The organism is Cupriavidus sp. D39, assembly GCF_026627925.1.
GTDB classification, from domain to species: domain Bacteria; phylum Pseudomonadota; class Gammaproteobacteria; order Burkholderiales; family Burkholderiaceae; genus Cupriavidus; species Cupriavidus ulmosensis.
The window spans coordinates 4508192-4525819 of the sequence record NZ_JAPNLE010000009.1 but is presented as its reverse complement, the minus strand read 5'-3'; the positions used below and the strand labels follow the sequence as shown (position 1 = coordinate 4525819).

General features: G+C 68.3%; 16 protein-coding genes and 2 pseudogenes. 5 read left to right on the top strand and 13 right to left on the bottom strand.

Annotation, left to right across the window (positions count from 1 at the left end; translation table 11 throughout):
* Positions 1 to 19: 19 nt before the first annotated feature.
* The 4 genes from OMK73_RS33190 to OMK73_RS33175 form a co-directional block, all read right to left on the bottom strand.
* Entirely contained in the window at positions 20 to 568 is a 549-nt protein-coding gene (locus OMK73_RS33190) for a nucleoside 2-deoxyribosyltransferase (RefSeq protein WP_267605721.1), read from the bottom strand.
* A 148-nt stretch (positions 569 to 716) separates the two neighbouring features.
* Entirely contained in the window at positions 717 to 911 is a 195-nt protein-coding gene (locus OMK73_RS33185; protein ID WP_267606607.1) for a DUF1059 domain-containing protein, read from the bottom strand.
* Positions 912 to 1010: 99 nt separating this feature from the next.
* Positions 1011 to 1952 carry a 2-hydroxyacid dehydrogenase gene (locus OMK73_RS33180; protein ID WP_267605720.1) on the bottom strand — a complete coding sequence of 314 codons (942 nt, stop codon included), beginning with the start codon at positions 1950 to 1952 and terminating at the stop codon, positions 1011 to 1013.
* Positions 1953 to 2041: 89 nt separating this feature from the next.
* Positions 2042 to 3163 carry a LacI family DNA-binding transcriptional regulator gene (locus tag OMK73_RS33175; protein ID WP_420715625.1) on the bottom strand — a complete coding sequence of 374 codons (1122 nt, stop codon included), beginning with the start codon at positions 3161 to 3163 and terminating at the stop codon, positions 2042 to 2044.
* Between the two features lie 259 nt (positions 3164 to 3422).
* Here OMK73_RS33175 and araD point away from each other — a divergent pair.
* Together araD and OMK73_RS33165 are read left to right on the top strand one after the other, a co-directional pair.
* Positions 3423 to 5144, top strand: a pseudogene (araD, locus tag OMK73_RS33170) (L-arabinonate dehydratase); the annotation flags it as partial.
* 40 nt (positions 5145 to 5184) lie between these two features.
* Complete coding sequence (locus OMK73_RS33165; RefSeq protein WP_267605719.1) at positions 5185 to 6165, top strand: Bug family tripartite tricarboxylate transporter substrate binding protein; 981 nt, start codon at positions 5185 to 5187, stop codon at positions 6163 to 6165.
* Positions 6166 to 6265: 100 nt separating this feature from the next.
* Here OMK73_RS33165 and OMK73_RS33160 read toward each other — a convergent pair whose 3' ends face one another.
* From OMK73_RS33160 to OMK73_RS33150, 3 genes are read right to left on the bottom strand one after another with little or no spacing between them, the layout of a single operon-like run.
* Positions 6266 to 6799: a tetratricopeptide repeat protein gene (locus tag OMK73_RS33160; protein WP_267605718.1), complete on the bottom strand. Its 534-nt coding sequence runs from the start codon at positions 6797 to 6799 to the stop codon at positions 6266 to 6268.
* Positions 6748 to 7092 carry a hypothetical protein gene (locus OMK73_RS33155; protein WP_267605717.1) on the bottom strand — a complete coding sequence of 115 codons (345 nt, stop codon included), beginning with the start codon at positions 7090 to 7092 and terminating at the stop codon, positions 6748 to 6750. The genes OMK73_RS33160 and OMK73_RS33155 overlap by 52 nt, the downstream gene beginning before the upstream one ends.
* Positions 7093 to 7099: 7 nt before the next feature.
* Positions 7100 to 9226 (bottom strand): bifunctional 2',3'-cyclic-nucleotide 2'-phosphodiesterase/3'-nucleotidase, encoded by a 2127-nt coding sequence (locus OMK73_RS33150; protein WP_267605716.1) that lies wholly within the window; start codon positions 9224 to 9226, stop codon positions 7100 to 7102.
* A 248-nt stretch (positions 9227 to 9474) separates the two neighbouring features.
* Here OMK73_RS33150 and modA point away from each other — a divergent pair, with 248 nt between their 5' ends.
* The 3 genes from modA (at position 9475) to OMK73_RS33135 (ending at position 11830) form a co-directional block, all read left to right on the top strand.
* Positions 9475 to 10296 (top strand): molybdate ABC transporter substrate-binding protein, encoded by an 822-nt coding sequence (gene modA / locus OMK73_RS33145; protein ID WP_267605715.1) that lies wholly within the window; start codon positions 9475 to 9477, stop codon positions 10294 to 10296.
* 133 nt (positions 10297 to 10429) lie between these two features.
* Positions 10430 to 11101: a molybdate ABC transporter permease subunit gene (gene modB / locus OMK73_RS33140; RefSeq protein WP_267606605.1), complete on the top strand. Its 672-nt coding sequence runs from the start codon at positions 10430 to 10432 to the stop codon at positions 11099 to 11101.
* Between the two features lie 6 nt (positions 11102 to 11107).
* Complete coding sequence (locus OMK73_RS33135) at positions 11108 to 11830, top strand: ATP-binding cassette domain-containing protein (protein WP_267605714.1); 723 nt, start codon at positions 11108 to 11110, stop codon at positions 11828 to 11830.
* Between the two features lie 7 nt (positions 11831 to 11837).
* Here OMK73_RS33135 and OMK73_RS33130 read toward each other — a convergent pair whose 3' ends face one another.
* The 6 genes and pseudogenes from OMK73_RS33130 to OMK73_RS33105 form a co-directional block, all read right to left on the bottom strand.
* On the bottom strand, positions 11838 to 12356 hold the full coding sequence (locus OMK73_RS33130) for a class IV adenylate cyclase (protein ID WP_267605713.1): 519 nt from the start codon (positions 12354 to 12356) through the stop codon (positions 11838 to 11840).
* Positions 12341 to 12487: a hypothetical protein gene (locus OMK73_RS33125; RefSeq protein ID WP_267605712.1), complete on the bottom strand. Its 147-nt coding sequence runs from the start codon at positions 12485 to 12487 to the stop codon at positions 12341 to 12343. Before OMK73_RS33125 ends, OMK73_RS33130 begins: the two co-directional genes overlap by 16 nt.
* A gap of 561 nt (positions 12488 to 13048) precedes the next feature.
* Positions 13049 to 13852: a TOBE domain-containing protein gene (locus OMK73_RS33120; RefSeq protein ID WP_267605711.1), complete on the bottom strand. Its 804-nt coding sequence runs from the start codon at positions 13850 to 13852 to the stop codon at positions 13049 to 13051.
* A 124-nt stretch (positions 13853 to 13976) separates the two neighbouring features.
* Positions 13977 to 14219 carry an RNA recognition motif domain-containing protein gene (locus tag OMK73_RS33115; protein WP_267605710.1) on the bottom strand — a complete coding sequence of 81 codons (243 nt, stop codon included), beginning with the start codon at positions 14217 to 14219 and terminating at the stop codon, positions 13977 to 13979.
* A 120-nt stretch (positions 14220 to 14339) separates the two neighbouring features.
* Complete coding sequence (gene fabI, locus OMK73_RS33110) at positions 14340 to 15119, bottom strand: enoyl-ACP reductase FabI (protein ID WP_267605709.1); 780 nt, start codon at positions 15117 to 15119, stop codon at positions 14340 to 14342.
* Positions 15120 to 15399: 280 nt separating this feature from the next.
* Positions 15400 to 17576, bottom strand: a pseudogene (locus tag OMK73_RS33105) (DUF3141 domain-containing protein); the annotation flags it as partial.
* Positions 17577 to 17628 lie beyond the last annotated feature (52 nt).

Here is a 17628-nt window from a genome sequence, read left to right as displayed (position 1 = left end):
GGTCCCGCCCGCGCCAGCATCAATCCTCCGCCGGCGCCCACGCGCCCCTGCAACTGCGCCTGCGCTCCGCCTCGGCCATGGCCGCCAGGCATGCCTCGGCATCTCCCGCCACCAGCTTGGCCGAGCAGGCCAGCATCAGGTTCTTGCCCAGGCCAAAATCCTCCACCACGAAGCCGCGCGCATCGAGCCGCTCGCCCTTGCCGTGCGTTGCATCGGTGGCAACGGCCACGCGGTCCAGCAACGTGCCGCGGTCGCCGCTGTAGCCCCATACCGGCTTTTGCAGCGCAATCGCGAACCCCACCTCGAACGCCGTGCCCGAGTCCGGCTCGCCCGGGCCGCGGAAATCGTCGAGGTTGGCCATCACCATATCGGCGCGGCGCAGCAGGTTGATGTTCGCTTCGTAGATCCAGCGCGCGGTATCGGGGCCGGAAAGGCCCGCCGGGGCGGCTTTGTCGAGGGGGTAGAGGCCGAGGAAGCCGTAATGGGCGCAGCGGGCCTTGAGGGTCTCGCCATAGGCGATGGCGTCTTTGCGGAATACGTCGAAGCCGGCAAGGTAGATGGTTTTCATTGAGCGTGGGCGGGATGGCGGACGTTGATGCTGCTGAGCATAGCGCATGTGTTTGAAGCGTTGGCGACAGCTTCAAACCCAACGTCAGACCTGAACCGCAGCCCACCGCCCCTCGCCGGGCGGCGGCCTGCGTTCGTGCCCCCGGGCCTCACGCGGGCGGCGAGACATCCTTGAATGCGCTCTTGAGCATCTGCCGCAGTTCGGGGCCATCCTGGTGCTGGTGCACCTGCACCGCATGCTGGACCGCGACTTCGAGCAGTTCGTCTTCCGTGTCGGCGCTCAATGCCACCGTGCACTTGGACTGGCTCGGAAACTCGCGGCAATCGATATATTTGCGTCCCATCATTGCCTCCTGACGCGTGAGGTGAGATGGCGCCGCCAGGGCAGCGGGCGCCTGATCCAGTATAGGACCGGCGCGGTACGCGAGGGGCCGGCCAGCGCGTCAAAGTACCGGCGTGATCACCTTGCCGGTCCCAAGAAACGCATCGAGGTTGTCGAACACCAGGCCGGACATGGCGGCGCGGGTTTCATGCGTGCCGCTGGCCCCATGCGGGGCCAGCACGACGTTGTCCAGCGCGAACAGCGCCTCGGGCACTTCCGGCTCGGCGCGGAACACGTCCAGCCCGGCACCGCCCAGGCGGCCGTCGCGCAAGGCCGCCACCAGCGCGTCTTCGTCCACCACGCTGCCGCGCGACACATTGACCAGGATGCCCTTGGGGCCCAGCGCCGCGATGATCTCGGCGGACACCAGCCCTTCGGTCTCGGGGCCGCCCACGCAAGTGACAGCCAGGAAATCCGCCCAGCCGGCCAGCGCCTTCAGGTCCGGCTCGTGGCGCCACGGCGCGCCGTCGCGCGCTCGGCGGTTGTGGTACGCGATCTCCATGCCGAAGCCGGTGGCGCGCTGCGCCACTTTCTCGCCGATGCGGCCCAGGCCGAGGATGCCGAGCTTCTTGCCGGAGACGCGGGTGGTCAGCGGGAAGTTGTCCTTGCCCCACTTGCCGGCGCGCACGAAGCGGTCGCCATGGGCGATGCCGCGGGCGGCGTCGAGCAGCAGGCCGAAGGCGAGGTCGGCCACGCAGTCGTTGAGCACGTCGGGCGTGTTGCTGACCTGGATGCCGCGTGCGCGGGCCGCGTCCAGCGCGATCGAGTCATAGCCCACGCCAAAGCTCACGATGGCTTCGAGCTTCGGCATGGCCGCGATCGCCTCGGCGGTGATGCCGTGGCGCGCCGACGTCACCGCCACGCGCGCCTGCTGCGCGTGCTCGCGCAGCCACGCCAGCGGCTCGGCCTGCTCCCACAGCGGCACGGCCTGGTACTGCTCGCGCAGGCGGGAATTGATCTGCGGCGCGAGGGGGCCGATCTGGATAAGCGTGGCTTGGGACATGGGTGCGAAGCGAGGGAAAAGGTTGCGGCGTTGGATGGTAGCGCAATCATAGCGCGTCCTGCGCCGCGCCGCAGCGCAGGACGCTCCACTCAGGCGCTGTCGCGCTGGATGACCTCGAACCCCAGGTCGATGATGCGCTCCCCCACCTCGCGCCCGTCGATGCGCGCCAGCAGGCATTCGGCGGCGGTGCGGCCGATGGCCGGGCCGTCAATGCGCACGGTCGAGAGCGACGGGAAAGTGTGCGCGGCAAAGTTGAGGTCGCCAAAGCCCATCACCGCGAGCTGCTCCGGCACCTTCAGCCCGCGCGCGCGGGCTTCCGACAGCGCACCCTGCGCCAGCGTGTCCGAGCTGCAGAACACCACGTCCGGCCGCGCGCCGCCGTCGAGCAGCCGCGCCAGCCCCTCGCGGCCCAGCCCCAGGCTGGACGGCGCCGGCACGATGCTGCTCGGCACTTCCGTGATGCCGTAGCGGCCGAAGGCGTCGAGAAAGCCCAGGCGGCGCGACTCGGCGCGCTGGTCGCTGGCCGACAGGATGGCGGGCTTGCGATAGCCGCGCGCATACAGGAACTCGGCCACCGACTGTCCCACCTTCTCGTGCGAGAAACCCACCAGCATGTCGATCGGCGTGGGCGTGATGTCCCAGGTCTCCACCACCGGCACGCGCGCGCCCAGCAGGCGGCGGCGCGTGTCGGCGGTGTGCGCGATGCCGGTCAGCACGATGCCGTCCGGGCGGCGCGAGAGGATGGCGGCCAGCAGGTCCTGCTCGCGCGTGGCGGCATAGCCCGACAGGCCCAGCATCATCTGGTAGCCCGCTTGCGAGAAGCGGTCGGTCAGCGCCTGGATGGTGTCCGCGAAGATCGAGTTGGCGATGGTCGGCACGATGGCCGCGATCAGCCGGCTGCGCCGCGAGGCCAGGCCGCCGGCCAGCAGGTTGGGCACATAGCCGGTGCGCTGGATGGCCTCCTGCACGCGCGCCACGGTACCCGCCGAGACCAGCCCGGGCTGGTTGACCACGCGCGACACGGTGATCGGCGAGACGCCCGCGATCTTGGCCACGTCGGCCAGCGTGACGCTGCCGGTGGCGCGGCCCGCGGGAGCTGGCGGGGGCGCGGGGCGAGGGGTGGTCGGCTTGCGGGATGAGGCCATGAATGTGGTGAAGGAAGCAAAAAAGCCAGCTGGCCGCAGGGTCGGCACGGCCAGCGTGGCCGCCATGATAGCGCCCGCGCCGCGGGGCGGGCTGCAATGCCGGCCCGCGCGACGGGTTAACCCCGAGCAGGCATGCGTTGTGATCGACAAATGACAGCGCTATCATCTGCTGTCTTCGGGGCCGGAGAAGCACCGCCGTCGCACGCCGAGGCCGGACAAAAAACAGACGTCGACACGACGCTACCAATCAGACGAGACAGCCCATGCCCACACCCCCGCCAACTCCGCGCCACAAGACCGGCAAGACAGGCAAGACCGGCCCGCCAAGCGCCCAGAGGAACTGCGCAGCCACCGCTGGTACGGCGCCAACGACCTGCGCGCCTTCGGCCACCGCTCGCGCACCGCGCAGATGGGCTACAACCGCGCCGACTACGCCGGCAAGCCGGTGATCGCCATCATCAACACGTGGAGCGACATCAACCCCTGCCACAGCCACTTCCGCCAGCGTGCCGAAGAGGTCAAGCGCGGCATCTGGCAGGCCGGTGGGTTCCCGGTGGAAATGCCGGCGATGAGCCTGTCCGAGCCGTTCCAGAAGCCCACCACCATGCTGTACCGCAACCTGCTGGCGATGGAGACGGAGGAGCTGCTGCGCTCCTACCCTGCCGATGGCTGCGTGCTGCTGGGCGGCTGCGACAAGACCACCCCCGCCCTGCTGATGGGGGCGCTGGCGATGGACCTGCCGACCATCTTCGTGCCGGCCGGGCCGATGCTGCGCGGCAACTGGAATGGCGTCACGCTGGGCTCGGGCTCGGATACGTGGAAATACTGGGCCGAGCTGCGCGCGGGCAATATCACCGAGCAGGACTGGCAGGGCATCGAGGACGGCATCGCGCGTTCGCCCGGGCACTGCATGACGATGGGCACCGCGTCGACCATGACGGCCGTGGTGGAGGCCATCGGCATGTGCCTGTCCGGCGCCTCGTCGATTCCCGCGCCGGATTCGCGCCACGCACAGATGGCCTCGCTGTCGGGCCGGCGCATTGTCGAGATGGTGTGGCAGGACCTGAAGCCGTCAGAGATCGTCACGCCTGCCGCCATCGACAACGGCGTGCGCACCGCGCTGGCGCTGTCCGGCTCCACCAATGCCATCGTCCACCTGATCGCGCTGGCGCGCCGCGCCGGCCATGCGCTCTCGCTGGACCGCTACGACGCGCTGGCGCGCGGCACGCCGGTGCTGGCCAATATCCGTCCGTCGGGCCAGTACCTGATGGAAGACTTCTACTACGCCGGCGGTCTGCGCGCGATGCTGGCACAGATGGGCGACCTGCTCGATACGCGCACGCTCACCGTCGACGGCCGCACGCTCGGCGAGAACCTGGAAGGCGCCCGCGTCTTCAACGACGACGTGATCCGCCCGCGCGACAAGCCGCTCGTGGCCAGCGACGGCCTGGCGGTACTGCGCGGCAACCTCGCCCCGGACGGCGCCGTGATCAAGCTCCCCGCGGCGCAGCAGGACCTGCTGCGCCACACCGGCCGCGCCGTGGTGTTCCGCGACTACAACGACATGGCGGCGCGCATCGACGACCCAGCGCTGGACATCGACGCCACCTGCGTGATCGTGCTGCAGAACGCCGGCCCGCAAGGCGCCCCAGGCATGCCGGAATGGGGCCAGTTGCCGATTCCGCAGAAGCTGCTCAAGCAAGGCGTGCGCGACATGGTGCGTATTTCCGATGCGCGCATGAGTGGCACCAGCTACGGCGCGTGCGTGCTGCACGTGGCGCCGGAATCCTATGTTGGCGGCCCGCTCGCCTTCGTGCGCGATGGCGACCTGATCGAGCTCGATGTCCCGGCCCGCAAGCTCAACCTGCTGATCGGCGACGAGGAGATGGCGCGCCGCCGCGCTGCGTGGGTCGCGCCCGTGCCCAAGTTCGAGCGTGGCTACGGCAAGCTTTACCTGCGCCATGTCAGCCAGGCGGACAAGGGCTGCGACTTTGATTTCCTGGAACCGGTCGACGCCCCGGAAAGCGGCGAGCCGGAAATCCATTGACGCTTCACCATTCCAAGAAAAACCGAGGAGACCCAACCCCATGAAACGCCAAGCCCTTGCGCTGCTGGCCGCCGCGACGACCGTAGCCGCCGCCCTCCCGCTGACCGCTTCCGCCCAGGCCAGCTGGCCCAGCAAGCCGATCACCTACGTGGTGCCCTTCCCGCCCGGGGGCACCACCGATACCCTGGCGCGCCTGATCGGCCAGCGCCTTGGCCAGGCGCTCGGCACCACCGTGGTAGTGGAGAACCGCCCCGGCGCCGGCGGCAATATCGGTTCCGACTACGCGTCCAAGGCCGCGCCCGATGGCTACACCATCCTTGGCGGCACCATCAGCTCGCACGCGATCAATGCCAGCCTATATCCGAAGATGCCGTACGACGTGGTCAAGTCCTTCGCCCCCATCACGCTGATCGGCACCAATGCCAATGTGCTGGTGGTCGGCGCCGGCAGCCCGTTCAAGACGGTGAAGGACATCGTGACCGAAGCCAAGGCCAAGCCGGATACGCTGGCCTTCGCGTCCGCCGGCAACGGCACCTCGCAGCACCTGGCCGGCGAATTGTTCCAGAGCCTGGCTGGCATCAAGATCACGCATATTCCCTACAAGGGCAGCGGCCCGGCGATCCAGGACGTGATGGCGGGGCAGGTGCCGATGATGTTCGACACCACCGTGGTGGCGGCCCAGCATATCGATTCGGGCAAGCTGCGGGCACTGGCGGTGACTTCCGCCAAGCGCATCAAGAGCATGCCGAACGTGCCGACGATGGCCGAGGCCGGCGTCAGCGGCTACGAGCTGGAATCCTGGCAAGCCGTCTTTGCCCCGGCGAATACGCCCAAGCCGATCGTGGACCGCCTGTACAAGGAGATCTCGGCGATCATCAAGACGCCGGACATGCAGGCGCGGCTGGAAAAGCTGGGGATGGAACCGTCGGGGATGTCGCCCCAGCAGTTTGCCGAGTTCCAGCGCAGCGAGATCGTGAAGTGGGCGAAGGTGGTGAAGGCGGCGGACATCAAGATCGACTGAGCGAGATCGGCCAAGCCCGATCCCCCTTGCGCGGCCGGGCGGCGGCGGTGGCATCCACGCACGCCGCCTCGCCGCCGCCCGCGCTCCAGGACCCAAAGGCTCAGGGAACCAGAGCCGGATGCTTCAGCGCATGCGCGGTCTCCGCCAGATGCGCGCGAAAACTGCCCTCATCCCGCTTCAACCCCAGCTCGCCATACCGATAGGCCATCGCCAGCGCCTGGATCGATTCCGGATGCTCGCGCTCGGCCGCGGCCTCGTACCACGCCACCGCGCGGCCCTCGTCGCGCGGCACCCCCGCACCTTCGCGATAGGCGTTGGCCAGCATGAACATCGCCTGCGCCACGCCGGCATCTGCGGCCAGCTCGAACCAGCGCGCGGCCGCGGCCGGGTCCGGCGTGCGGCCATAGCCGCCACGGTGCAGCAAGCCGAGGTAGTACGCCGCCCCGGTATTGCCCGCAGCGGCGGCCAGCTCGAAGTGGTGCCAGGCCGCCGCCACGTCGGGCGAGCGCTGCGCATCGCCGAGGAAGGCCGCCTTGCCCAGCACGAAATGCGCGCGCGCGTCGCCCGCCACGGCGGCCTGTTTCAGCCAGTCCCGGCCTTCGGCATGCGTCGCCGCATCCCCGCTTGCCCACAACGCCTCACCGAGCGCGGCCTGGGCCGCGACCTCGCCCGCCTGCGCCGCTTTTGCAACGCCGCGAGCGCCTGCGCGTCTGCGGCCGAGCCCGCCAGCGTCTGCCACTGGGCAAGTTGCGCGTGGCGCGCGCTGGCATGCTCGCGCCACGCCGAAGCCCCGCCCACGCAGCCTGCCGCCACCGCGACCGCCACCAGCGCGGCAGCGATGACCGGATGCAGGCGGCGCTGGCGGCCCTGGCGACGCCCAGGCGCGCTGCGTGCCGGCGCCATCGTTCCCTTCATTGCCGTGGTCATTGCCGCCTTACTGGTTGAGGTCGATGCTATACAGCGACAGGTTCTTGGTGGTGTCGTAGCTCGCCTGCTCCAGCGCAATATTGGCGAGGCCCGCGGCTTGTGCCTGCGCCAGCTGGTTAGGCGCGGAAGCAAATACCACCTTGCCGGCCGTGGCCACCTTGGTGAAGCGCCAGCTGCGCGCAGCGCCGTTGGCGGCGCGCGTGATGGAGCCGGCTTTCTTGATGTAGGCGATCAACACATCGCGGCTGGTGTCGGGCGAGGCATAGACCGTCTTGCTGCCGTCCAGGCCGGGGAAATTGCCGCCGCCGCTGGCGCGGTAGTTGTTGGTGGCTACGATGAACTGCTGGCTGGCGTCGAGCGGCACGCCCTTGTAAGCGAGGTTCTTGATGCGGCTGCCTTCGGCTTGCATCACGTCGATTTCGTACTGCAGGTCGGGCGAGGTGAACATGTCGAAGTTATAGCCAGGGAAGCTGCTGATGAGCTGCTGGTCGGCGGTCTTGGCCGGATCGATCAGGTTGAAGCGTTTGGCGGCGGTCTCCAGCCACGCCTTGACGTCGCTGCCGCTCACCTTCACCGCGTAGATGGTGTTGGGGTAAAGGTAGAGATCGGCCGCATTGTTGATGGCGAGGTTGCCGGACTGCACGTCCGTGTAGTCGTTGCCGCCGCCAAAGCCGCTCTTGAACGGCGCGGAGACGGACAGCACCGGCAGCGCGGCCAGCGCCGGCAGGTTGGCGGCGATGTAGTCCTTCACGTAGGCCGCCTGCGCCTGGTTGACGATCTGGATCGCGCCGGGATCGCCCACATCGGCGAAGTACGTGCTCATGCGGTAGTCGGTGGTGCCGATTGGCGTCTTCACATAAGCGATGGTGGCCTGGTGCTCCGCATCGGCCGCGGCGGCCACGGTGGCATCGGGGGCAACATAGCTCTTGTCGGCGTTCTGGATCGAGCGCGCCTCCACCGTGGTGGCGCTCTTGTCTACGACCCAGCGGGAACCGTCATGCGCCAGCTGCAGCTTGATCACGCCGAGGCGGCGGCCCCAGTAGTCGGCCATCACCGTGGGCACGCCGTTGACCGTGCCGCGTACCTTGTCCACGCCCGGCAGGTTGAACTGCGCTACCGTGCTGGTGGCATCGGGGAAGACCTGGTGCGAGTGGCCGATCAGCATGGCGTCCACGCCGGCCACCTTGGACAGGTGCCAGCTGCCGTTCTCCATGGTGGGCGAGTAAGCGGAGGCATCGAGCCCGCCGTGCGAGATCACCACCACCAGGTCGGCGCCCTTGGCGCGCATCTCAGGCACGAACTTCTCAGCGGTTTCCTTCACGCCCTCCGTGTAGACCTTGCCGTCGAGCCAGCGCTTGTCCCAGCTCATGATCGCGGGCGGCGTGAAACCGATGATGCCGACCTTGACCGGGACCGTGACGGCCTTGCCGTCGGGCCCGGTGGCGGTGATCTGGCGGGTGATGATGGTGTACGGCTGGAACAGCGGCGCGCGCGTGCGCACGCTGTACACGTTGGCCAGCACCTGCGGGAAGGCCGGCCCGGCGCACGGCGTCTGCACGGTCGGGTCGGGCAGGCCATCCACGTTGAAGCGGTTGCCCGTGACCTGGTTCAGGTAGCCCAGGCCGTAGTTGAACTCGTGGTTGCCGATGCCGCCGCCGTCGAACTTCGCGGCGTTCATCACTTTGTACATGGCCAGCGTCTCGCCGCACTTAAGCGGGTTGACCTGGGCCTGGTAGTCGGCCAACGCCGTGCCCTGGATGGTGTCGCCGTTGTCCAGCAACAAGGTGTTGGGAAACTCGGTGCGCGCCTGCTTGATCAGGGTTGCCACGCGCTCGAAGCCGAAGGACTTGTCCTCGGCCAGCTTGAAGTAGTCGTAGCTGCGCACATTGGTGTGCAGGTCAGTGGTCTCCAGCAAGGCCAGCGTGGCCTTGGTGCCGGCCGAGACGCTATCGGCCTGCGGCGTGACACCGGCGCCCGTGCCGGGGCTGGCGGGGCTGTCGCCGGAGCCGCAGGCGGCCAGCAGCGCGGTGGCCGCGATGGCGGCGGCGACCGCGGCCACGGTGGACACGGCGAGGATGGGGGACGAAGCGGGCGCGGCGCGCGCAGGTAGAACGTCGGTCGGACGGCGGTGCATTTGTGGCTCCCTTCTTTCTTGTTGTGCCTGAAGCCGGACATTGTCCCGAGCGCAAATGGCAGCAGAGTGACGCGCGCGTTACACCACCGTGACGGCCACCATCGGGTGGGGCGCGGAGCGGGGGACTCTGCCCATATGCCCTGTCCTGACCAAAAGTGCCATTGACGCCGCGTTATATACCGTCATATATTGCGCTTTTGGCGGACACTTTCTGTTTGCCCCGCCTGCCCTCCAACCCTCGCCCCGCCATGCCCATGCACCCGATCTCCGCTCCGCAGCCTGCCCAGTTCCGCCCACCGCGCGGCGCCCGACGGACCGCCGCGCTGGCGGCCGGCCTGCTGCTGTCCGCCACGCTGGCGCTGTCCGCGCCGGCCGCCTTCGGCGCCGACCTGGTGGTCTCCGCCGCGGCCAGCCTGACCAATGCCTTCAAGTCGCTCGCCGAATCCTACGAACGCGCGCATCCCCAGACCAAGGTGATCCTCAACTTCGGTGCCTCCGACGTGCTGATGCAGCAGATCGTCAACGGCGCGCCGGCCGATGTGTTTGCCTCGGCCGACCAGGACGCCATGAACAAGGCGGTGGCCGAGCGTGTGGTGCAGCCTGCGTCGCGCCGCGATTTCGCGGCCAACCAGCTGGCGCTGATCGTGCCGGCGGACAGCAAGCTGGACTTGAGCAAGCTGCAGGACCTGACCCGCCCCGAGTTCAAGCGCGTGGCCTTCGGCAACCCGGCGTCGGTGCCGGTAGGCCGCTACACCAAGGGCGCGCTGGAAGCGGCGGGCGTGTGGGATGCGGTATCGGCCAAGGGCGTGATGGCGCAGAACGTGCGCCAGAGCCTGGACTATGTGGCGCGCGGTGAAGTCGATGCCGGCTTCGTCTTTGCCACCGATGCGGCGATCATGCCGGAGAAGGTCAAGGTGGCGCTGCGGGTGCCGACGCGCCAGCCGGTCACCTATCCGATCGCCATCACCTCGCAATCGAAGCAGCCCGCCGAAGCCGCGGCATTCCTCGGCTACGTGACATCGCCGGAAGGGCAAGCGGTGCTGGCGAAGTATGGTTTTCTCAAGCCGTAAGCCGTGAGCCGTAATCCGCAAGCCATAATCCGTAGTCCTTACCCGCAGCCCCGGCGCCTGCGCGCGCCGCCAACCTGAATCCACCTCACCGCCTGCCTGGCTTCGCCGGCAGGCGTTTATGCTGATGACCTCCCTGGAAGCTGTCTGGGTCCCGCTCTCGCTCTCGCTCAAAGTAGCGGGCTGGGCCACCGTGCTCAATGCCGTGCTCGGCGTGGGCGCGGCCTTTGCGCTATCGCGCTGGCAATCGGCCGCGCGCGACGTGGTCGACGCCCTGCTCACGCTCCCGCTGGTGCTGCCGCCCACCGTGCTCGGCTACTACCTGCTGGTGCTGGTCGGGCGCCGCGGCGTCTTTGGCGAGTGGCTCGGGCGGCTCGGCATCGAACTGGTCTTTACCTGGCAAGGCGCGGTGCTGGCCTCCACCATCGTGGCCTTCCCGCTCGTGCTGAAGTCGGCACGCACCGCCTTCGAAGGGGTGGACTCCCAGCTGGAGGACGCCGCGCGCGTGCTCGGCACGTCCGAGGCTGGCATCTTCTTTCGCGTAACGCTGCCGCTGGCGTCGCGCGGCATCATCGCCGGCGTGCTGCTGGCCTTTGCCCGCGCGCTGGGCGAGTTCGGCGCCACGCTGATGGTGGCCGGCAACCTGCCCGGGCGCACGCAAACGCTGTCGGTCGCCATCTACGAAGCCGTGCAGGCCGGCGACGACAACACCTCCACCCTGCTGGTGCTGGTCACCTCCGTCACCTGCGTGGTGCTGCTGGTGGCCGCCGGGCGGCTGGTGCCGCCCACCCGCAAAATGTACCGGTAGACCGCCATGACCATGCAAGTCACCGTACGCAAGCAGCTCGGTTCCGCCGACCGCCATTTCGGGCTGGATATCGCCTTTGACTCGGAGAGCAAGCGCATTGCCCTGTTCGGACCCTCCGGCGCAGGCAAGAGCCTGACGCTGCGCGCCATCGCCGGATTGCTCACGCCCGACAGCGGCCACATCGCGCTCAACGGCCGCACCTTGTTCGACAGCGAGACTCGCGTCAACGTACGCCCGCAGGAGCGGCGCGTAGCCTACCTGTTCCAGGACTACGCCCTGTTCCCGCATCTGACGGTCGCGCAGAACATTGCCTTTGGCCTGGAGCGCGGCTGGCGCAACCCGCGCCGCAATACGCACCACCCGGAAGCGCAGCGCTGGATCGATGCGTTCGGCCTCGGCGCGATCACCGGCAACTATCCCGGCGAGATCTCGGGCGGCCAGAAGCAACGCGCCGCGCTGGCGCGTGCGCTGGCGGCGCGGCCCGACATCGTGCTGCTGGACGAACCGTTCTCCGCGCTGGACCCGGCGCTGCGCGTGCGCATGCGCGCCGAGCTGCGCGCGCTGCAGGCCAGCCTGGAAGTGCCGATGCTGGTGATCTCGCACGACCCCGACGACGTGGAAGCCCTCGGCGACCATGTGCTGGAAGTGCGCGAAGGCCGTATCTTTGGCGCCGCGCCCGTGAAGGGGCATCCGCAGGTGTACGCACCGGCTTCCGCGAGCGCGGTCTGAGGCCGGCTCAGGCCCCGGCCGCGCGCAGCAGGTCCACGTAGGCGGCGTCGATCCATTGCCCTGGCGCTACGCCTAGCTTGCCCAGCAGCATATGCGCCTCGGCAACGCCGGCCGCTGCCGGCTCGCCCTGCGCCAGCACCACCTCGAGCTCCAGGAAATCCCCCAGCCCCTCCACGCGGTCCAGATGCACGCGCGTGCGGCCCACCAGGAACAAGGTGCGCGCCTTGCGCACGCGCCCGTTCTCGCCCCACGCCGCCGTCAGTGCGGCGCGCAGCGAATCGGGCTCGGCCGTGGGCGATATGATGTAGTGGCTCTCCTTGGGCCCGGCCTGGTCGGCGCGCGCGTAGAAGATCAACTGGCCATCGCCGGACGGGAAGGCACGCAGCTTGAGCCGGCCGTTGGGGCAGACGAAGAAGGTGTCGTCCTGCAAGATCAGCTCCGGGCCATGATCGGCCAGCGGCGCAACCAGCGGCACCAATGTGTCCACGCTGTCGATATGCGCCTTGATTTCTATATTTCTTGGCATGGGTCTGAGGAAAACAGCAGCTTGGCGGCAATCACCCACATGGTGACGCCGATGACGATCTCCAGCACGCGCCATGCCGGGATGGAACGGCCCGGCGCAAATGCTGCTTCCTGCGGATTTCTGTGAATCATCAACGGGTACTTGGATCTTGGTTTGGGCTGGACTGCTTTGCAGAGCGGACTCCAGCACTGATTTGCTCCCCTCTCCCACATGGCGGGAGGGGGTGGGGGAGCGACACTTCACTTCGAGCCAGCGCCCGCCCTCTCCCCGGCCCCTCTCCCACGAGTGGGAGAGGGGAGCAAACCGGCGGCAAGATCAACCAATTGTGGTAGCCGTGATTTCCGCCCCCAGGCGGAAATCACCCACGCGCGATGCGAAGCGAGCCGTCAAGGTTTTCATCTCCCGTTATGGGGCGCCTCGTCGGCAGGCAAAAAGAGCGGAAAAGAGGGGGCCATGTCTGAGCATCGCCTCAAGGCGATGTGAGTTTGGCCCCCGGCCGCTCTTTTGCCTGCCGACGAGGAGTCTTTCGCCCCATCCGGGTCGCCTTCTTTGCCTACTTTCTTGGCGAGACAAGAAAGTAGGTCGCCTCCCCGCAGGGGAGGTGAAACTGCCTTTGACTTTAGGCTTTTGACCTTTGGACGTTAAGCAGTTGAATTTGACGTCAAGCCGCGCAGAAGATTCCGCGACGCGACTCAGCCCATGGTACCCAGGATCACGCTCGACGCCTTGAAGATCGCCAGCGCGCGGCTGCCCTCGGCCAGGCCGAGCGCGCTCACGCTGTCGTTGGTGACGATGGCCACCACGGTGCCGCCGCCGTCCAGCTCCAGCGCCACCTCGGCATTGACGGCGCCCGGCAGCACGCGGGTCACCTTGCCTGGCAACTGGTTGCGCGCCGAGAGCCGCAGTCCGGGATCGGGCAGCCCCAGCAGGACCGAGGAAGCCTTGATCAGCGCGAAGGCTTCGGCGCCGGGTACCAGGCCCAGCGTCTCCACGCTTTCGTGGGTGATGGTGGCGACCACGTGCTGGCCGCCCGCGAGCGACAGCGTGATCTCGTCGTTGACGGCGCCGCCACGGATCGCAGCCACCTTGCCGAAGAGCTTGTTGCGCGCACTGGTCTTGATCATGAAACGCCGCATCAGGTGAAGGTCGTCCTGCGCCGTCTCGTTGAAGTTGCCGAGGCTGGCGAGGTGTTCGATAAAGAGCCGGTGCTCGTGCTCGAGCACGCGGTAAGTGCGGATCAGGCTGGCGGCGCGCTCCGTGAGCACGGTACCGCCGCCGCCCTTGCCGCCGGCGGCGCGCACCACCAGCGGCTCGCCCGCGCTGTTGTTCATGGCGTCGATGGCATCCCAGGCGGCCTTGTAGCTCAGGCCGACCGCCTTGGCGGCAGCCGTGATCGAGCCATGCTCGCCGATCGCGGCCAGCAGGGCGATGCGTTCGCCCCCGCCCCAGTCCTGGGAGCCTGAGCGAAACCAGATCGCGCCTTCGAGTTCTAGCATGCGGGAATGGCGCTACCGCGTGGCAGCGCAGCAAAGTGGCAGAAGCCGCTTATCTTAATGCCAAAGCTTGGCGGCGCGGCAGCCGCCCTGCCTCAACTTGCCTGCACGTCAACATGTCAACGCGTCAACCCTGGTGAGCCGGGATATACCAGCGCATCATGCTGCCGGCAAAGTATTGGCGATCGAGCTGGCGCAGCAGGCGCCAGGCGGTGAAGGGATCGATATCCAGGTTGACCCAGGCCCAAGGATGGTCCGGATCGCCCTCGCGCACCAGTTCCACGGATGTCACCGGTGCGTAGGTCGCCAGCTTGTCGCGCAGCATCTGTTCGGTCACATCGCGGTGCAGGCCCCGGATGAGTACCTTCATGTCTCGCTCCCGATATGAGGCAGCGCGCACGCGGCAAGCGGCACGGGCCTGGGTTGTCTAGCTCATTGTAGGCGGCCCGACGCGGGCCGTGTGGGCCGCGCATCGCGCCCTTGGCGGCAGTCAGCCCATGATGTGCGCGCCGCCGTCCACGTACACGACGTTGCCGGAGATCCGGCGCGCGTAGGGCGTGGCAAGGTAGGCGGTGGCAAAGCCCACATCCATGATGTCGACCAGCTCGCCCAGCGGGGCGCGGCCCGCGGCATCCGCCAGCAATTGCTCGAAATCCTTGAGCCCGGACGCCGCGCGGGTCTTGAGCGGCCCCGGCGAGATGGCGTGCACGCGGATGCCGCTCGGGCCGAGTTCGTGCGCCAGGTAGCGGCAACAGGCCTCCAGCGCCGCCTTGACCGGACCCATCAGGTTGTAGTTCGGCACCACGCGGTTGGCGCCCTCGTAGCTCATGGCGAACAGGCTGCCGCCCTCGCGCATCAGCGGCACCGCGCGCCGCGCCAGCCGCACGAAGGAATGGCAGGAGACGTCCATGGCCCGCGCGAAGCCGGCCGCCGACGCATTCAGCAGCCCGCCCTGCAGGTCGGCCTTGGGCGCGAAGGCCACCGAGTGCACCAGCACGTCGAGCTGGCCCCATTGCTGGGTGATCCGCTCGAACAGCGCCTGCTCCTGGCCAGCGTCCTCCACGTCGAGCGGCATCAGGATCGTCGCGCCCACCGCTTCGGCCAGCGGCGCCGCATGCGGATAGGCCTTGTCGTTGAGATAGGTGATCGCGAGCTCGGCGCCAAGCTCGCGAAAGGCCCGCGCGCCGCCCCACGCGATGGATTCCGCGTTGGCCACGCCGACCACCAACACGCGCGCGCCCAGCAATGGGGGATTGGGTACTTGCACCATGATGTCCCTCGCTTAGTGAATGCGCGCCCCTGCTAGCGCCGGTTTTTGCTCGCCTGGTTCAGGTGCCTGTCTTGACGCTGCGCCGCGGTGATGGCTTGACCGCCTTGAGCGGCTTGGCCAGCTTGCCGGGCTTGGCCGCGCCGGCCACGGCCGAGCCTGCCTTGCGGGCTCGCGCCTTGGCTTGCGGCGATGCCGCCTTGCGCACCGCGCGCGGCGACGGTGCCACGGGGGCAGGCGCCGCGGGCGCCACCGTTGCGGGCTCCGCCGTCTGCCGCGCCGTATGGTCGGTGCCCAACACGTGCGCCACCTCGCGATAGCGCGCCAGGCGGGCGCCTTCGAGCGGCCCCACCACGGTCACGATGCGGTGGATCGCCATCATGATGCGATGGCGTTGCCCGCTGTCCGGCACCAGCAGCGGCAGCGCGGCCACGGCGCGTTCGGCGTCCAGCCCCACGATAAAGCTCTGCCGCTTGACCGTGGCCTTGACCGTGGCGATGTCAGGCTGCTGCTCCAGGTGCTCGCGCGCCATCTGCCGCATCAGGTTGAAGGGCCGCTCCTCGATGCTGGCGTTTTCGTCGGCCACATAGCAAAGGATGCGCATGAAGGCGTCGAGCGGCGTGCCCTGCTCGATGCCCGCCTCCGCGTCATGGAGGCGCCGCGCGGCCAGTTCCTCGCGCAGCGCCGCGGTCACCGGCGGCGGGCCGCGCTTTTCGGCGCCGGGCGAGAAGCCCATCAGCGCGGACAGCCATGGCGACTGGTACAGCGCCTCGAAGACCTGCTCCTGGAAGGCATCGCGCTGGTCGCGCCACGCGTCGAGCGTGCGCACGATGGTGTCGGACACCGCGCGCTCCAGCGTGACGAAGGGATTGTCCGGCGCCACCGGCTGGCGCGCCTCGCGCACCGACGGCGCCAGCGCGGCGATCCACGCCATCCACGGATTCGCGTCCGATGCCAGGGAGCGCTCGAGCCGGGCCGGATGCATCTGCCGCATCGCGTAGGCGCCCAGCTCGTTGGATGCGGCCTGCACCCCGGCGAGGCGAAGGTATCGTACAGGCGCTGGTTGACTTCGGCCACGCGGCGCACCACCTCGAACGCTCGCTCGTCGTCGCGGCCATCGTCCAGCGCGAGGATGTCGTCGATGGTCCTGCGCTCGAAGCGCATCAGGTAGCGGCCTTCGATCAGTTCCAGGTGCGAGGTGCCCGGCGCGATATCTTCGATGCGCGCCTCGTACAGCCCGGGCGGCAGCACGTCGATCAGGTCGAGCGCGGAGAACAGCTCGGTGTGCTCGCGATTGGCCACGCCGGCCGACACGAAGATGCCGAGGTGCCCGATCTTTTCATGCAGGCAGTAGACGATGACCTGGTCGTTGGCGACGATCTCGTCGACGCTGGCGTAAAGATCGGGAATCCAGTTCAGCGCCTGCTGCGGCGGCGTGATGTTGTCGCCCCAGGAGGCAAAGACCACGATCGGCGAGCGCACATTGCGCAGGTCCACCACGACGCTGCCATCCGCGCTGTGCACCTCGCCGGCGGTGAGATGGTTGCCAACGAAGAGGTTCTGCACGATCCAGTCGATCTCGGCACGGTTGAGCAGGAAGTGCCCGCCCCACCAGCGCTCGAACTCCAGGAAACGCTCGCGCTCCGTATCTACGCGCGCATAGACGTCGTAGAGTTTTTTCCAGTACGTGTTGGACGGATTGAGCTGCTCGAAATTCTGCACGAGCCAGGCCCCGTCGAAGCGGCCATTGCCGAGATCGGAAGTAAAGGACGACAGCCACGAGCCGCCCAGCAGCCCACCGCTGTAGCGCATCGGGTTGCGCCCGCGCACGCCCGACCAGTAGGCCAGCGGCGAACCGGCCAGCAGGATGGGGCCGACCAGTTCCGGCGCGGCGGCAGCCAGCATCATCAGCGCCCAGCCGCCCTGGCAGTTGCCGATCACGAACGGCTTGCCTTGCGCTTGCGGATGGCGCTCGGCCGCCGTGCGCAGGAACACGGCTTCGGCGCGCGCCACGCACTCGATGGTCTGGCCCGGGCAAGGCACCGGGAAAAAGGTGACGAAATAGCAGGGATGGCCGCTGCGCAACGCGATGCCGATCTCGCTGTCGATCTTGAAGCCGCCGATGCCGGGACCATGCCCGGCGCGCGGATCGATCACCACGAAGGGCCGCTTGGTGTCGTCGGTGACGATGCCGGGCGGCGGCAGGATGCGCAGCAGCGCGTAGTTGGCGGGTTGCGCCAGCGTGCGCGCGTCGATCACCACCTCGTGCTCGAAGATCAGTACCGGCGGCATGCCCTCGCGCTCGTGCTCGAAGGTCTGGTTGCCGCGCTCGCGCAGGATGTCGAGCAACAGGATGGCGCGCTGCCAGGCGTCATGCGCGTACGACCACGCATCGGACAAGAGCGGTGGCACGCCGGCGGCTGCGCTGCCGGCATGGGTGACGGGATCACGTGCGTTCACTCGGCTTCCCTTCTACGTTCTACGGTGTGGCGCGGAAGGCAGTCGTTTCCAG

Excerpts from the sequence above, each read along its gene's own strand:
- OMK73_RS33155 (WP_267605717.1), bottom strand. The coding sequence starts at position 7,092 with ATGACCACGGCAATGAAGGGAACGATGGCGCCGGCACGCAGCGCGCCT.
- OMK73_RS33185 (WP_267606607.1), bottom strand. The coding sequence starts at position 911 with ATGGGACGCAAATATATCGATTGCCGCGAGTTTCCGAGCCAGTCCAAG.
- OMK73_RS33180 (WP_267605720.1), bottom strand. The coding sequence starts at position 1,952 with ATGTCCCAAGCCACGCTTATCCAGATCGGCCCCCTCGCGCCGCAGATC.
- OMK73_RS33120 (WP_267605711.1), bottom strand. The coding sequence starts at position 13,852 with ATGCTAGAACTCGAAGGCGCGATCTGGTTTCGCTCAGGCTCCCAGGAC.
- OMK73_RS33175 (WP_420715625.1), bottom strand. The coding sequence starts at position 3,163 with ATGGCGGCCACGCTGGCCGTGCCGACCCTGCGGCCAGCTGGCTTTTTT.
- OMK73_RS33135 (WP_267605714.1), top strand. The coding sequence starts at position 11,108 with ATGACCATGCAAGTCACCGTACGCAAGCAGCTCGGTTCCGCCGACCGC.
- fabI (WP_267605709.1), bottom strand. The coding sequence starts at position 15,119 with ATGGTGCAAGTACCCAATCCCCCATTGCTGGGCGCGCGCGTGTTGGTG.
- OMK73_RS33165 (WP_267605719.1), top strand. The coding sequence starts at position 5,185 with ATGAAACGCCAAGCCCTTGCGCTGCTGGCCGCCGCGACGACCGTAGCC.
- OMK73_RS33125 (WP_267605712.1), bottom strand. The coding sequence starts at position 12,487 with ATGATTCACAGAAATCCGCAGGAAGCAGCATTTGCGCCGGGCCGTTCC.
- OMK73_RS33150 (WP_267605716.1), bottom strand. The coding sequence starts at position 9,226 with ATGCACCGCCGTCCGACCGACGTTCTACCTGCGCGCGCCGCGCCCGCT.
- OMK73_RS33130 (WP_267605713.1), bottom strand. The coding sequence starts at position 12,356 with ATGCCAAGAAATATAGAAATCAAGGCGCATATCGACAGCGTGGACACA.
- OMK73_RS33190 (WP_267605721.1), bottom strand. The coding sequence starts at position 568 with ATGAAAACCATCTACCTTGCCGGCTTCGACGTATTCCGCAAAGACGCC.
- OMK73_RS33115 (WP_267605710.1), bottom strand. The coding sequence starts at position 14,219 with ATGAAGGTACTCATCCGGGGCCTGCACCGCGATGTGACCGAACAGATG.
- modA (WP_267605715.1), top strand. The coding sequence starts at position 9,475 with ATGCCCATGCACCCGATCTCCGCTCCGCAGCCTGCCCAGTTCCGCCCA.